Raw genomic sequence first — 12,956 nt, 5'->3', positions numbered from 1 at the left:
CGCGGCGTTGATTCAATGCGGGAATGCCTCAGTTTCGTTGCCTCGCCACGCGTCTCCGTGACCGAACCGTCGCGATGGTCCTCGCCGTCGCGACGGTGGGGGTCACGCTGACCGGGTGCGCGGCCGGCGACGACCCGGGCACGGTATCCCTCGACACACCCCTGCCCACCGAGGTTCCCCCGGGCACCACCCTGGTGGTCGCCGACCAGCAGGAGCGATTCCAGACCGCGCTGCGGGCCTCCGGCGAGCTGGAGAAGCTGCCGTTCCGGGTGGAGTTCGCCAACTTCATCGGTGGACCGGAGATCCTGGAGGCGTTCCGCGCCGGCGCGGCCGATGTGGCGCCGGTCGGTGACGTCCCGCCGATCCATGCCCTGGCCGCGAAGCAGGATGTGCCGATCGTGGCCGCCTACCAGACCGATCCCGACGGTATCCAGCTCGCCGTCGCCCCGGGTGTCACCGCGACCTCGGTCGCCGATCTACGGGGTAAGAAGATCGCCTACGCGGAGGGCACCGCACAGCAGGCGGCCGTCCTGCGCGCCCTGGACCTGGCCGGGCTCACCACCGGCGATGTGGAACTGGTGCGGTTGCAGCTCTCGGATTTCAACGACGCCGTCCGGACCGGTCAGGTGGATATCGCGCCGCTGAACGAACCGCGGCTGACCCGCTTCCTCCGGACCCCGGGCGCCACGGTGATCCCGGCCGCGAAGACCGAGGGCATCTACTTCGGGCTCGGCTATCTCTACGCGCGCCGTGAGGCCACGGCCGAACCCGCCAAGGCCGCCGCGCTGCGCGCCCTGGTCGGAGCATTCGTGCGGGCGTTCCACTGGACCAACGCCCATCGCGACGAATGGGCCCGTCTCTACTACATCGAGAACCAGAAGCTCAGCGCCGAGGACGCCGGGCGGATCGTGGATTCCCTCGGCGAATTCACCTTCCCCCATCTGAATCAGCAGCTGATCGATCAGCAGCAGGCCACGATCGACGTGATCGACGCGGCCGGTGAGCTGCCCCGCGATATCGACGCCGCCGACGGATTCGATCTGCGTTTCGACGAGGTGATCACGCAGGCCGTCACCGCGGCCGGCGCCCGGTTCGAACAACAGGAGAAACGCTAGTGGCGACCATCGATATCCCGGCCGGGACCCGATCCGATACCCGGTCCCGGCCCGCGACCTCCGGTCCCGCCCGCCGGCCCGTACGGCTGGGCCCCGGGCGGCCGATTCCGTTCGGTTTCGCGATCGGGCCGGCCCTGCTGGTCCTGGCGTGGGTCCTCGGCTCCGTCTCCGGCGCCCTCGATCCCGAAACACTGCCGGCGCCCTGGGATGTACTGCGCACGGCCTCGGACCTGGCGGCCGAGGGAACCCTGCAGTCCAATCTGCTCACCTCGCTGCAGCGCGCCGCGATCGGCCTGGCGCTGGGCGTCTCGATCGGTGTGGCGCTCGCCCTGGTCTCCGGTCTGAGCCGGATCGGCGAGGCGGTGGTCGACGGGCCGGTGCAGATCAAACGGTCCATTCCGACGCTGGCCCTGATCCCACTGTTCATCGTGTGGTTCGGCATCGGCGAGGAGATGAAGCTCATCGTCATCACCGCTGCCGTCCTGGTGCCGGTGTACATCAACACCCATGCGCAGTTACGCGGTGTCGACGCCCGCTACGTGGAGCTCGCGCAGACGGTGGGCCTGTCGCGCTGGGGTTTCATCCGCCGGATCGCGCTGCCCGGTTCGCTACCGGGCTTCTTCACCGGCCTGCGGCTGGCGGTCACCATCTCGTGGCTGGCGCTGGTCGTGGTCGAGCAGGTCAACGCCACCAGCGGCATCGGCTACCTGATGACCCAGGCGCGCACCTACGGGCAGATCGACGTGATCGTGGTCGGGCTCGTGATCTACGGACTACTGGGACTGTTCGGCGACCTGGCCGTCCGGACGCTGGAGAGGAGAGCGCTGTCATGGCGCCAGACACTCGCGGACTGACCGCACCCGCGGAGACCGGACTCACCGTCCACGTGCGTGGCCTCACCCGGTCCTTCGATACGCGGACGGTGCTGGACGGAGTCGATCTCGATATCGCCCGGGGCGAGTTCGTCGCCCTGCTCGGGCGCAGCGGGTCGGGGAAGAGCACACTGCTGCGGGCCCTGGCCGAGCTCGACCGCGATATCGCCGGCGCCGGTGAGATCGCCGTGCCGCGCGAGCGGGCGGTGGTGTTCCAGGACTCCCGGCTGCTGCCGTGGATCAGGGTCCTGGACAACGTCACCCTCGGGCTCACCGGGCCCGGCGCCGCCCGGCGCGGCCGCGAGGCACTGGAGGAAGTGGGCCTGGCCGGCCGGGAGCGGGCCTGGCCCCGGGAATTGTCGGGCGGTGAACAGCAGCGGGTGGCCCTGGCGCGATCACTGGTCCGGGAACCGGCGCTGCTGCTCGCCGACGAGCCCTTCGGGGCGCTCGACGCGCTCACCCGGATCCGGATGCACCGGCTGCTGCAGGATCTGTGCGCCCGGCACCGGCCCGCGGTGCTGCTGGTGACCCATGACGTCGACGAGGCCGTGCTCCTGGCCGACCGCGTCCTGGTGCTCGACGAAGGCCGTATCGCGGTCGATATCGACATCGAACAGGCCCGGCCGCGCCGGCACGGCGATCCCGCCTTCCTCGGCCACCGCGAACGACTCCTGACCGCGCTCGGTGTGGACACCGACCGAAACCAGTACGAGGACACCTCTCGATGAGTGAACCCCGCCGGCTCAGCCTGAACGCTTTCATCTATCCGGCCGGCCATCACGAAGCGGCGTGGCGGCATCCCGCCAGCCGTCCCGACCGCATCTACGATGTCACCTACTTCCAGGAGATCGCCCGCACCGCGGAGGCCGCCACCTTCGACGCGGTGTTCTTCGCCGACGGACCGGCGCTGCGCACCAATGTCGCCTACAACGCCGCTCCCGGACTGGAGCCGATCACCCTGCTCACCGCCATCGCCGCGGCGACAACGCATCTGGGCCTGATCGCGACCGCCTCGACCACCTACTACGAGCCCTACAACCTGGCCCGGCTGTTCTCCTCGCTCGACCATATCTCCGGTGGCCGGGCAGGCTGGAATATCGTGACCACCGGAACCGATCTGGCCGCCGCCAATTTCGGGCTCGACCGGCATCCCGATCACGCCGAACGCTATGCCCGCGCACGCGAATTCGTCGACGCGGTCACCGCGCTCTGGGACAGCTGGGAGGACGACGCGATCCTGCTCGATCGCGAGGCGGGCCGCTACGCGGATCCGGACAAGATCCATCCCATCCATTTCGCCGGTGAGTATCTGCGGGTCCGGGGCCCGTTCAACGCGGCCCGTACTCCGCAGGGCCATCCGGTACTCGTCCAGGCCGGGGCTTCCAACGACGGCCGCGCGTTCGCGGGCCGCTATGCCGAGGCGATCTTCACCGCGCATCAGCAACTCGCCGACGCCCAGGCCTTCTACACCGATATCAAGCGGCGGGCCCGCGAATTCGGCCGCGCCCCCGAACAGGTGAAGATCCTGCCCGGGATCAGCCCGTTCATCGCCGGCACCGAAGCCGACGCCAAGCGGCTGGAGCGGGAGTTCAACGAGCTCACCGTGCCCGAATACGGTCTCGGACAGCTGGAATCGCTCGCCGGGGAATCTCTGCGGCGGCTGCCGCTGGACGAGCCCGTGCCGGTGGAACTGTTCGCCGACGCCGGCGATGTGACCGATAACGCGGCGAGCCGTCGCCAGGTCGTCGCGGGTATCGTCCGCCGCGAACACCCGACGCTGCGCGGTCTGCTGCACCGGTTGGCCGGCGCCCGCGGGCACCGCGTATTCGCCGGCGCACCCGAGCAGGTCGCCGACACTCTCGAGGAATGGTTCCGGTCGGGCGCGGCCGACGGTTTCAATGTGATGCCGCCCTACTATCCGGGCGGACTGGAGATCTTCACCGAGACCGTGGTCCCGATCCTGCGGCAGCGCGGCCTGTTCCGCACCGAGTACACCGGCACCACGTTGCGCGATCATTTCGGCCTGCCCACCCCGGCGAGCCGATTCGCACCCGCCCCCGCCATCGTCTGACGGGCGATATCCGGGAAACGGGGGGCGGACCCGACAGGGCGGCCCTCCCGTTTCCCGTAGCCGGGTCAGGCCGCCCGCGCCCCGGACAGCCCCCATTCCCGGGCGAGCAGCCGGTGCGAGGTGAGCCGATCCTCGTGCCGGTGGGTCACACTGGTGACCACCAATTCGTCGGCTCCCGTCAGATCCCGCAACGCGGACAGCCGCGCGGCCACCGTGCCCGGGGTTCCGACGAATTGGGTGCGCAACCGGTCGTCCACCAGGTGCCGCTGGTCGTCGGTGAGCGGCGGGGCGGTCGCGGGGTCCAGGAACTCGGCGGCCCCGGCCCCGCTGCGAATACTGGCCACCCAGTGCCCGTAGGTGGAGGCGAGGTGACGGGCCCGGGCCTCGTCCTCGGCGACCACGACGTCCGCGGAGACCACCAGGTAGGGCCGCGGGAACCGTGCCGACGGCCGGAACGCGGCGCGATAGGCCTCGACGGTTTCCAGCACCGTTCCCGGTGAGACGTGATAGTTCGCGACGAACGGCAGACCGAGCCGGCCCGCCAGCTGCGCGCTCTCACCTCCGCTGCTACCGAACAGCCACAGCTGTACATCCGCACCCTCCCCCGGGACCGCCCGCAGGTGTATTCCGTCGGAGGTGGTGTAGGTGCCGTCGAGCAGTGCGCGGATCTCCGCGACCTGCCGGCCGTAGTCCAGCGGTTCGGCGCCCGGAAGCCGTAGCGCTTCCAGCGAGGCCGTGAGCCGGCGGGGATCGCGGATCTGCCCCGGCGAGAACGGCGGCGGCACCACCACACCGTCACGGACCACGGTCGTCCGGGCCGGCGCGGCCGGTGGCGGTGTGGCACCGGCGGGTGGAATCCGGTGCGCAGACCGGCCCAGCCCGAGATCGAGCCGGCCCGGATACAGTGCGTCGACCGTGCCGAACGCCTCCACCACCGACGCCGAGGTCCGGAATCCGGCCTGGACCGCGGCCGATCCCACCCGGATCGTCTCGGTGGCGGCGGCGATGAGCGCGATGAGTTCGGTGGGCGACGAGGAGGCCACCGCCACGAAATGGTGTTCGGCGACCCAGAACCGCCGGTATCCCCACGCCTCGGCCCGGCGGGCGAGATCGACGGTGTTGCGGATCGCCTGCCGGGCATCCGATCCGGTGCTGATCGGGGACAGATCCAGTACGGACAGCGGTATGGTCATGATGCCTTCACCTGTTCTCCGGTCCGATGGGGATGCCGCAGGCCGAGATGTTCGCGCAGGGTGGCGCCGGTGTACTCGGTGCGGAAGCTACCGCGCTCCTGGAGTTCCGGAATCACCTCGTCCACGAATTCGTCTAGTCCGTGCGGGGTGAGATGCGGTACGAGGATGAATCCGTCGGCCGCGTCCTGCTGGACGTAGTGGTCGATATCGGCGGCGACCTCGGCGGGCGAGCCGACGAACTGCTGGCGGGCGGTGACCTCGATGATCAGCTCGCGGATGCTGAGCTTCCGCGCCTGCGCCCGCTCCCGCCACTCCCGGGCCACCGCGAGCGGATCCTTGGCATGCCGCACCCGGCCGCGGGTGATGTTCGCGTCGTCCACGGGGTCCAGATCGGGTAGCGGCCCGTCGGGGTCGTAACCGGACAGGTCGCGGCCCCACACCTGTTCGAGGAACGCGATCGCGGTCTGCGGCCCGACCTGCTGCAGGCGGATATGCCGGGCGCGTTCCTCGGCGTCGGCGCGGTTGTCGCCGAGGACGAAGGTCGCCGCCGGGAGGATGAGCAGATCGTCGCGGGTGCGGCCGTAGCGGGCGAGCCGGTTCTTCATATCGGTGTAGAAGCGCTGCCCCGCTTCGAGTTCGCCGTGCCGGCTGAAGATCGCGTCGGCCGTGGCGGCGCCGAATTCCCGGCCCTCCTCGGAGTCGCCCGCCTGGATCTGCACCGGATAGCCCTGCGGGCTGCGCGGCAGCACAGAGCGGCCCGCGATATCGAATTGTTCACCCGAGTGGCGGAATTCCGGGATCGGACCGCTGAACACCCCGCGCTCCCGGTTTACGACCAGGGTGTCGTCGGGCCAGCTGTCCCACAGGGCGCGGGTCGCGGTGACCACCTCGGCGGCCCGCGTATAGCGCTGGGCATGCGGAAGGTAGCCGCCGCGGCGGAAGTTCTCCCCGGTGAACGCGTCCGAGGAGGTCACCGCGTTCCAGGCGGCCCGGCCGCCGGACAGATGATCCAGCGTGGCGAATTGGCGCGCCAGTTCGAACGGTTCGTTGTAGGTGGTGTTGATGGTGCCCGCCAGCCCGAGCCGGGTGGTGACCCCCGCCAGCGCGTTGAGCACGGTGAAGGTGTCGGGCCGCCCGACCACGTCGAGGTCGTGGATCCGGCCGCGGTGTTCGCGCAGCCGGAGTCCCTCGGCGAGGAAGAAGAAATCGAACAACCCGCGTTCGGCCGTACGGGCCAGATGCACGAACGAATCGAAAGCGATCTGACTCCCGGACTCGGGGTCGTTCCAGACCGTGGTGTTGTTGACGCCCGGGAAATGGGCGGCGAGGTGAACCTGTCTGCCTACTGTCGATTTCGCCATGTCATACCCGTTCGGTCGCATACCGGTTGTGGGGACGCGGCAACCCCAGTCGACCGCGCAGGGTGGTGAGCGGTCCGGAGATCCGTTCCAGGAAGACGGGCAGCGCCAGGGGACGCAGGACCACCCCGTCGGCCGCCCCCTGCCGGTACGCGGTATCGAGCAGGGCATGCAGGGAATCGGAGGTCCCGATATGCCGCACGCCGCCGGTGTCCGGGGTGGTGGTCCACTGTTCCAGCTGCGCGATCTCGTCCGCCGCGACCTTCGCCGTCACCGCGATATGCACCTCGAGATCGAGCAGCACACGGATCAGATCGGGATCCCGGCCCGCGGCGGCAGCGGCGGTCCGCAGTGCCGCGCGGGTTTCGGCCGCCGAGGTCAGGTCATCGGCGCGGATACGGATCAGATCGGCGTACCGCACCGCGATCCGGGTGGCGTCGGCGCCGGCGGCGCGTACCGCGATCAATGGCTGCCCCTGCGGCGGCCGAGGTGTGATGGACGGGCCCTTCACCGCGAAATTGTCGCCCGCGAAATCGATGTAGTGCAGTTTGTCGCGGTCGATGAACCGGCCCGTCGGTGCGTCGCGGATCTCGGCGTCGTCCTCCCAGCTGTCCCACAGCCGGGTGACCACCTCGATCGCCTCACCGGCCTCGTGCCACAGCGACCCCTCCGGCTGTTCGGATTTGCGGCCGAACAATCGTGCCTGCTCCGCGCCGGGCGAGACGGTCACCTCCCAACCGGCGCGGCCGGAACTCGCGTAGTCCAGCGAGGCGACCGCCTTGGACACATGGAACGGTTCGGTATGGGTGACCGGGATCTGCGGGATCAGCCCGATCCGCCCGGTGGCCGGAGCGACCCGGGCCGCGATACCGGCCGCTTCCGGCCGGCCCCGCACCCCCTCGGCCTGCAGTGCGAAGGAATCGGGCAGGAAGGCCAGCTCCAGGCCGGCCCGTTCGGCGGCGACCACGAGATCCACCCAGTACGCCGCGGTGAACAACTCCTCGGCCCGGGAATCGGCGCGCCGCCAGGACGCGGGGTGCGCACCGGTACCGGCCAGTTCCACGGCGGTCAGCAGGGGCGACGCGTGCGGCATCACGCGGTCCTCTCGCTCGGCCGGTGCCGGCCCGCGGCACCGGGCACGGCCAGCAGCAGTTCCCGGGTGTACTCGTGCCGGGGCGCCTCGAAGATCTCCGCCGTCCGGCCGGTTTCGACGATTCGCCCGGCCCGCATGACCGCGACCCGGTCACTGGCGCCGCGGACGACGGCGAGGTCGTGGGAGATGAGCAGATAGCTCAGCGCCAGTTCGGTTTGCAGCTCGTCGAGCAACCCGAGGATCTGGGTCTGCACCGAGACATCCAGCGCCGACACCGGTTCGTCGAGGACCACCAGTTCCGGGCGCAGGGCCAGGGCGCGCGCGATCGCCACCCGCTGCCGCTGGCCGCCGGACAGTTCCGCCGGCCGGCGCGCCGCGCTGTCCGGCGGTAACGCCACCTGGTCCAGCAGTTCGGCGACCCGGGCGCGACGGCCCGCCCGGTCTTCCAGGCCGAAGGCCCGCAGCGGTTCGGCGACGATGGCCTCGACGCTCAGCTTGGGGTTCAGTGAGGCGTAGGGATTCTGGTACACGATCTGGATGCGCCGCCGCCACTCCCGTAACCGCGCGCTGCGCAGGGTGGCGATATCGGTGCCGTCGAATTCGACGCTGCCGCGGTCGGGACGCTCCAGCCGGGCGATCATCCGGGCCGTGGTCGATTTACCGGACCCGGATTCCCCGACGAGCGCGAGGGTCTCGCCGCGCCGCACGGTGACCGAGACATCGGATACCGCCGCCAGGGTCGTACCGCGGGTGATGCGGAAGCTCTTGGACAGCCCCCGGGCCGAGAGCAGCGGCGCGGGCGTGCCGGGCGATCGCGCGGGGCGCGCCGGACCGTGGGTCGTGGGTACCGCCGCCAGCAGGCGGCGGGTGTAATCGTGGCGCGGCCGGGTGAACACTTCCTCGGCCGTACCGGTTTCCACGATCCGGCCGCGGTGCATCACCACGATCCGGTCCGCGCGGTCGGCCGCCACCGCGAGGTCGTGCGTGATCAGCAGGACCGCGGTACCGGCCGCTGCCGTACGCCCGGCGAGGTGGTCGAGGATCCGGCGCTGGACGGTGACATCGAGAGCGCTGGTCGGTTCGTCGGCGATGATCAGCCGGGGACCGCAGGCCAGCGCGATACCGATGAGCACTCGCTGCCGCTGGCCTCCGGAGAGGTCCTGCGGGAACTGCCGGGCCCGCAGTTCCGGCCGGTCCAGACCGGCGTCGGTCAGGATCCGGACCGCCTCGGCCCCGGCCGTGCGCCGGTCGGCGCGGCCGTGGATGCGCAGGGTCTCGGCCACCTGATCCCCCACCCGCAGCACCGGGTTCAGCGAGATCGCCGGATCCTGCGGCACCAGCCCGATCCCGGCGCCGCGGATCCGCCGCCAGGCCTTCGCAGGGAGGCCGTCGATCCGCTCCCCCGCGAATTCGATACCGCCCGCGGTGATCTCACCGCCCGCACCGAGCAGGCCGATGATCGCGTGCGCGAGGGTGGATTTCCCCGAACCGGATTCACCGACGACGGCGACGGTCTCCCCGGTGCGTACGATCAGCGATACCTCGTCGACGGCCGGGGTCACGGTGTCACCGGCGCGGTATTCGACGCCGAGCCGGTCGACCCGCAGCAGAACGTCTCCGGCTTCGGCGGTTCCCCGGCCGCCGGGCGATCCGCTCACAGCTGCCCGCCCGTGAGGAACAGTCCGGGCATCCGCCCGGCCAGTTCGCTGTGGAACGACCAGCCCGTACGCAGGAACCGGCCGAGCCGGTGTACCACCGCGGCCGCGGTCTCCCGATGCCGGTCCGCCGGCGGCCGGCGGCCGAACCGGCCGGCATGATCTTCCTCCACTGTCACCGCAGTCCCTCCTGTGCGAGGACCCGGCCGAGCCGCTGGGTGGCCAGTACCACCGCGATGATGACTAGACCGGGCAGGGTGGTCAGCCACCAGGCGGTGGCCAGAAAGTTGCGTCCGTCGGAGATCAGCGATCCCCACTCCGGGGTGGGTGGACTCGCGCCGTAACCCAGGAAGCTCAGCGAGGACACCGCGAGCACCGCCATCCCGAACTCGACGGCGGCCAGCGCCGCTACCGGGGCGTAGGCGTTGCGCAGCACATGCCGGAACAGAACGGTGTACCAGCGCACGCCGGAGGCGAAGGCGGCCTCCACATACGGCGCGCGGCGTACCCGCAGCACCTCGGCCCGCATCACCCGGGTGAATCGCGCGATGAGCGCCACTCCCACCGCCAGCGCGACATTGCCGGTGCCGAAACCGAGCACCGTCACCAGGGCCAGCGCCAGTAGTAGTTCCGGGATCGACAGCAGCACGTCCACACACCGCATGACCGCGCTGTCGAAGCGTCCGCCCACCGCGCCCGAGAGCAGGCCGATCAGCGAACCGGCCACCAGGCCGATGGCCACCGCGAGCACGGTGGCGGTCAGCGACAGCGCCGCCGCGTGCACGACCCGGGTGTAGAGGTCGCGGCCCAGGTTGTCGGTGCCGAACCAATGCCCGGGCCCCGGCCCGCGGAACTTCTCGGCCGGTACCCCGGTGAGTGGATCTCCCCCGGCGAACAGTCCGGGCGCCACCGCCCATCCGAGGACGAGCACCAGCACCCCGGCCGCCACCGCGATACCGGCGCCGGTCCGCCATCGCGCCGGGAACGCGAACCGCTTCCGCACCGTGCTCGGCTCAGGCATAGACGACCGCCTTGCCGCGCGGGCCGTCCGTCACCCGCGCGTCCAGCAACGGATACACCAGATCGACCAGCAGGTTCACCAGCACGTACACCGCGGCGCCGAAAACGACGATGCCCTGGACCACCGGGATGTCCTGGTTCAGCACCGAGGTCTGGGTCAGCCGCCCGATACCCGCCCGCGCGAAAACCGTTTCCACGACCACCGATCCGGCCAGCACGGTGCCCACCCAGACCCCCGCGACGGTCAGCGCCGGACCGATCGCGGCGCGCAGGACGTGCCGCCACTGCACCCGCATCCGCGAGGCTCCCTTGGCGAAAGCGACAGCGACGAACGGCTGCCGCCAGGTATCGACCAGATTGCTGTGGAGCACCTGCGCGATCACCGCGCCCACGGGTATCGCCAGGGTGACCGCCGGCAGAATCGTCCCGGCGAAGCCGGTCCCGCCGAACGCGGGTACCAGTCGCAGCTGGAACGAGAACAGGTGCAGCAGGATCAATCCCACCCAGAAGGTGGGCATGGCGGTACCGATCGGCGGTAGCGCGGTGAGCAGTTCCCGCAGCCATCCGCGTTCGGTGTAGGCCGCGGCCAGCGCCAGCCCGCCGCCGAACACGACGGCCAGCGCCAGGGTCGTCCCCGCCAGCGCGAGCGTCGAGGGCACCGCTTCGCCGATCGCGGCGACCACGGTCTGCCCGGTGGTCAGCGAATAGCCCAGATCTCCGCGCACCGCATGGCTCAGCGCGGTCCAATATTGTTCCCATACCGGCCGGTCCAGGCCGTACCGCGCCTGGAGTTCGGCCACGGCCGCCGCGTCGACCGGAGTCCCCGGTGTGGCATCCACCGCGAGCTGCACCGGGTCCGCGGGGAGCAGATACAGCACCCCGAAGGTCACGGTGAACGCCGCCCACAGCACGCCCGCGGCCTGCAGGACCCGGATCAACACGTAGCGGGCCATCGATATCACCTGCCGCTCAGCCAGGTATCGAAGAACTGCAGCCGCGCCGAGGCCTCGAATGTCACTCCCTGCGCCACCGGCGCCACGCCGATCGCCTGGGAGAGTTCGATGGTCGGAACCCACAGTCCCTCGCTGAGCAGCAGCCGCTGCGCGGTACCGATCAGCCGGGTCCGGGCCGGGCCGTCGGTTTCGGCCAGCTGGGCGGTGAGCACCCCGTCGAGTTCCGGAATCGGGCCGCGGGCATTGAGGTTGCGGCCGTCCAGCCCGAACGCGGTGCGCAGGATATCGCCGTCGGCGCGGGTGCTGTTGTAGTACACCGTGTCGAAGTCCTTGGCGTTCTGCCGCGCCGTGTACTCCTGGTTGCTCACCAGGTCCAGCCGGAGATCGATACCGACGCCGCGCACCTGCTGCTGTACCAGTTCGAGAACGGCCTGATTACCCGCGAACACCTGGCTGAACAGCACCGCGAAGGACAACCGCGCGCCGTCGCGCACCCGGATTCCGTCGGGACCCGGCACCCAGCCCGCCCGGTCCAGGATCTGTTTCGCCCGCTCCGGGTCGAACCCGAGATCGGCGGAGAGATCGGCGTACCCGGGTGTGGTGTGGGCGAGCGGGCTACTGGCGGTGCGGAACTGCGGGCCCAGCACGGTCTCGACGAGCTCCTGGCGGTTGATGGCCGTGAGCAGCGCTGTCCGGACCGCCCGGTCACGCAGCGGGCCCCGGGTCACATTGGGTTGCAGCCCGAAGGTGATCCCGGGATTCGACGCGGTCGCCACCCGGCCGCCGGTGGCCTCGATCTGCGGGGCGTCCTGAGGCAGCGCGTCGCTGATCGTATCGAGCTGCCCCGAGACCAGGCTGCCGGTGCGCACCCCGGATTCCGGTATCACCGTGAACTCGATACGGTCCAGATAGGCCTCGCCCTGATGCGCGAAGACCGCCGAGCCCCACCGGTATCCGGTTCGTTTGGCCAGCGTGGCCTTATCGCCCTGGCGGTACTCGGCATAGGTGAACGGACCACTGCCCACCACTTCGCCGAGGCAGCGCTGCTCGGCCGTGCGCGCCGTGGTCACCGCGCCCAGGATTCCGAGCTGAGGTGTGGAGGTCGCCTGCAGGAACTGGGCGTTCGGCGCGGCGAATTCCACCCGGGCGGTATGCGGGTCCAGGACCCGGGTGCCGGCGTAGTTCGCCAGATAGGTCGCCCCCAGCGGCGCCTTCACTCCGCCCAGCGTGTGCACGATCGAATCGAAGGTGGTGCGCACCGAATCCGCGGTCAGCGCGCTGCCGTCGCTGAAGGTCACGCCGTCGCGCAGGTGGAAGGTGAAGGTGCGTGCGTCCGGGCTCACCTCCCACCGCTCGGCCAGCCAGGGCCGGATCTCACCATCGGCCGGATCCTGATCGGTGAGCGAATCCACCACCTGGCGTGCGACGTAGATCGTCTGGTTGGTCCCCGCCTGGGCGGGATCGGCGCAGGTGGGCGCTTGGGACAGGCCGTAGCGCAGCGTGCCGCCGGGCTGCGGCGGGCCGGCCGCACCGCCCTGCGGTCCCTGGTTGCCGCATGCCGTCAGCGTGAGCAGCACGGCGAACACCCCGGACAGGGCTACGCGTTTTCTCATCGAGCTCTCCGGA

General features: G+C 70.5%; 12 protein-coding genes. 4 read left to right on the top strand and 8 right to left on the bottom strand.

The features are described 5' to 3' along the window. Positions 1-23: 23 nt before the first annotated feature. The 4 genes from ACZ6SF_RS04280 to ACZ6SF_RS04265 are packed head-to-tail and all read left to right on the top strand — an operon-like array spanning position 24 to position 4,058. Positions 24-1,115 (top strand): ABC transporter substrate-binding protein, encoded by a 1,092-nt coding sequence (locus tag ACZ6SF_RS04280; protein ID WP_466060532.1) that lies wholly within the window; start codon positions 24-26, stop codon positions 1,113-1,115. 8 nt (positions 1,116-1,123) lie between these two features. Beyond that, positions 1,124-1,969, top strand: coding sequence for an ABC transporter permease (locus tag ACZ6SF_RS04275; RefSeq protein ID WP_466061333.1), 846 nt, complete (start codon positions 1,124-1,126; stop codon positions 1,967-1,969). Continuing rightward, a complete protein-coding gene (locus tag ACZ6SF_RS04270; RefSeq protein WP_466060531.1) occupies positions 1,945-2,715 on the top strand; it encodes an ABC transporter ATP-binding protein in 771 nt (256 codons plus the stop codon). The genes ACZ6SF_RS04275 and ACZ6SF_RS04270 overlap by 25 nt, the downstream gene beginning before the upstream one ends. Then, positions 2,712-4,058, top strand: coding sequence for an LLM class flavin-dependent oxidoreductase (locus tag ACZ6SF_RS04265; RefSeq protein WP_466060530.1), 1,347 nt, complete (start codon positions 2,712-2,714; stop codon positions 4,056-4,058). Before ACZ6SF_RS04270 ends, ACZ6SF_RS04265 begins: the two co-directional genes overlap by 4 nt. 65 nt (positions 4,059-4,123) lie before the next feature. On the opposite strand, the gene ACZ6SF_RS04260 is transcribed toward ACZ6SF_RS04265, so the two are convergent. From ACZ6SF_RS04260 to ACZ6SF_RS04225, 8 genes are read right to left on the bottom strand one after another with little or no spacing between them, the layout of a single operon-like run. Beyond that, the gene (locus ACZ6SF_RS04260; RefSeq protein WP_466060529.1) at positions 4,124-5,251 is read right to left on the bottom strand and encodes an LLM class flavin-dependent oxidoreductase; all 1,128 of its coding nucleotides are present in this window, start codon (positions 5,249-5,251) and stop codon (positions 4,124-4,126) included. Beyond that, on the bottom strand, positions 5,248-6,612 hold the full coding sequence (locus ACZ6SF_RS04255) for an NtaA/DmoA family FMN-dependent monooxygenase (RefSeq protein ID WP_466060528.1): 1,365 nt from the start codon (positions 6,610-6,612) through the stop codon (positions 5,248-5,250). Before ACZ6SF_RS04255 ends, ACZ6SF_RS04260 begins: the two co-directional genes overlap by 4 nt. A 1-nt stretch (position 6,613) precedes the next feature. After that, complete coding sequence (locus ACZ6SF_RS04250; protein WP_466060527.1) at positions 6,614-7,702, bottom strand: LLM class flavin-dependent oxidoreductase; 1,089 nt, start codon at positions 7,700-7,702, stop codon at positions 6,614-6,616. Further along, on the bottom strand, positions 7,702-9,360 hold the full coding sequence (locus ACZ6SF_RS04245; RefSeq protein WP_466060526.1) for a dipeptide ABC transporter ATP-binding protein: 1,659 nt from the start codon (positions 9,358-9,360) through the stop codon (positions 7,702-7,704). The genes ACZ6SF_RS04250 and ACZ6SF_RS04245 overlap by 1 nt, the downstream gene beginning before the upstream one ends. Further along, complete coding sequence (locus ACZ6SF_RS04240) at positions 9,357-9,536, bottom strand: hypothetical protein (protein WP_466060525.1); 180 nt, start codon at positions 9,534-9,536, stop codon at positions 9,357-9,359. The genes ACZ6SF_RS04245 and ACZ6SF_RS04240 overlap by 4 nt, the downstream gene beginning before the upstream one ends. Further along, the gene (locus tag ACZ6SF_RS04235; protein WP_466060524.1) at positions 9,533-10,378 is read right to left on the bottom strand and encodes an ABC transporter permease; all 846 of its coding nucleotides are present in this window, start codon (positions 10,376-10,378) and stop codon (positions 9,533-9,535) included. The genes ACZ6SF_RS04240 and ACZ6SF_RS04235 overlap by 4 nt, the downstream gene beginning before the upstream one ends. Further along, positions 10,371-11,330, bottom strand: coding sequence for an ABC transporter permease (locus tag ACZ6SF_RS04230; protein WP_466060523.1), 960 nt, complete (start codon positions 11,328-11,330; stop codon positions 10,371-10,373). Before ACZ6SF_RS04230 ends, ACZ6SF_RS04235 begins: the two co-directional genes overlap by 8 nt. A gap of 5 nt (positions 11,331-11,335) precedes the next feature. Then, positions 11,336-12,943 (bottom strand): ABC transporter substrate-binding protein, encoded by a 1,608-nt coding sequence (locus ACZ6SF_RS04225; protein ID WP_466060522.1) that lies wholly within the window; start codon positions 12,941-12,943, stop codon positions 11,336-11,338. Positions 12,944-12,956: the final 13 nt, after the last annotated feature.

It is taken from the genome of Nocardia sp. NPDC049935, assembly GCF_055586645.1.
This window is presented reverse-complemented; position numbering and strand designations above follow the sequence as displayed.

Bases quoted from the DNA above. Each gene is read 5' to 3' on its own strand.
- ACZ6SF_RS04270 (WP_466060531.1), top strand. From the start codon at position 1,945: ATGGCGCCAGACACTCGCGGACTGACCGCACCCGCGGAGACCGGACTC.
- ACZ6SF_RS04225 (WP_466060522.1), bottom strand. From the start codon at position 12,943: ATGAGAAAACGCGTAGCCCTGTCCGGGGTGTTCGCCGTGCTGCTCACG.
- ACZ6SF_RS04260 (WP_466060529.1), bottom strand. From the start codon at position 5,251: ATGACCATACCGCTGTCCGTACTGGATCTGTCCCCGATCAGCACCGGA.
- ACZ6SF_RS04255 (WP_466060528.1), bottom strand. From the start codon at position 6,612: ATGGCGAAATCGACAGTAGGCAGACAGGTTCACCTCGCCGCCCATTTC.
- ACZ6SF_RS04230 (WP_466060523.1), bottom strand. From the start codon at position 11,330: ATGGCCCGCTACGTGTTGATCCGGGTCCTGCAGGCCGCGGGCGTGCTG.
- ACZ6SF_RS04280 (WP_466060532.1), top strand. From the start codon at position 24: ATGCCTCAGTTTCGTTGCCTCGCCACGCGTCTCCGTGACCGAACCGTC.
- ACZ6SF_RS04250 (WP_466060527.1), bottom strand. From the start codon at position 7,702: ATGCCGCACGCGTCGCCCCTGCTGACCGCCGTGGAACTGGCCGGTACC.
- ACZ6SF_RS04235 (WP_466060524.1), bottom strand. From the start codon at position 10,378: ATGCCTGAGCCGAGCACGGTGCGGAAGCGGTTCGCGTTCCCGGCGCGA.
- ACZ6SF_RS04265 (WP_466060530.1), top strand. From the start codon at position 2,712: ATGAGTGAACCCCGCCGGCTCAGCCTGAACGCTTTCATCTATCCGGCC.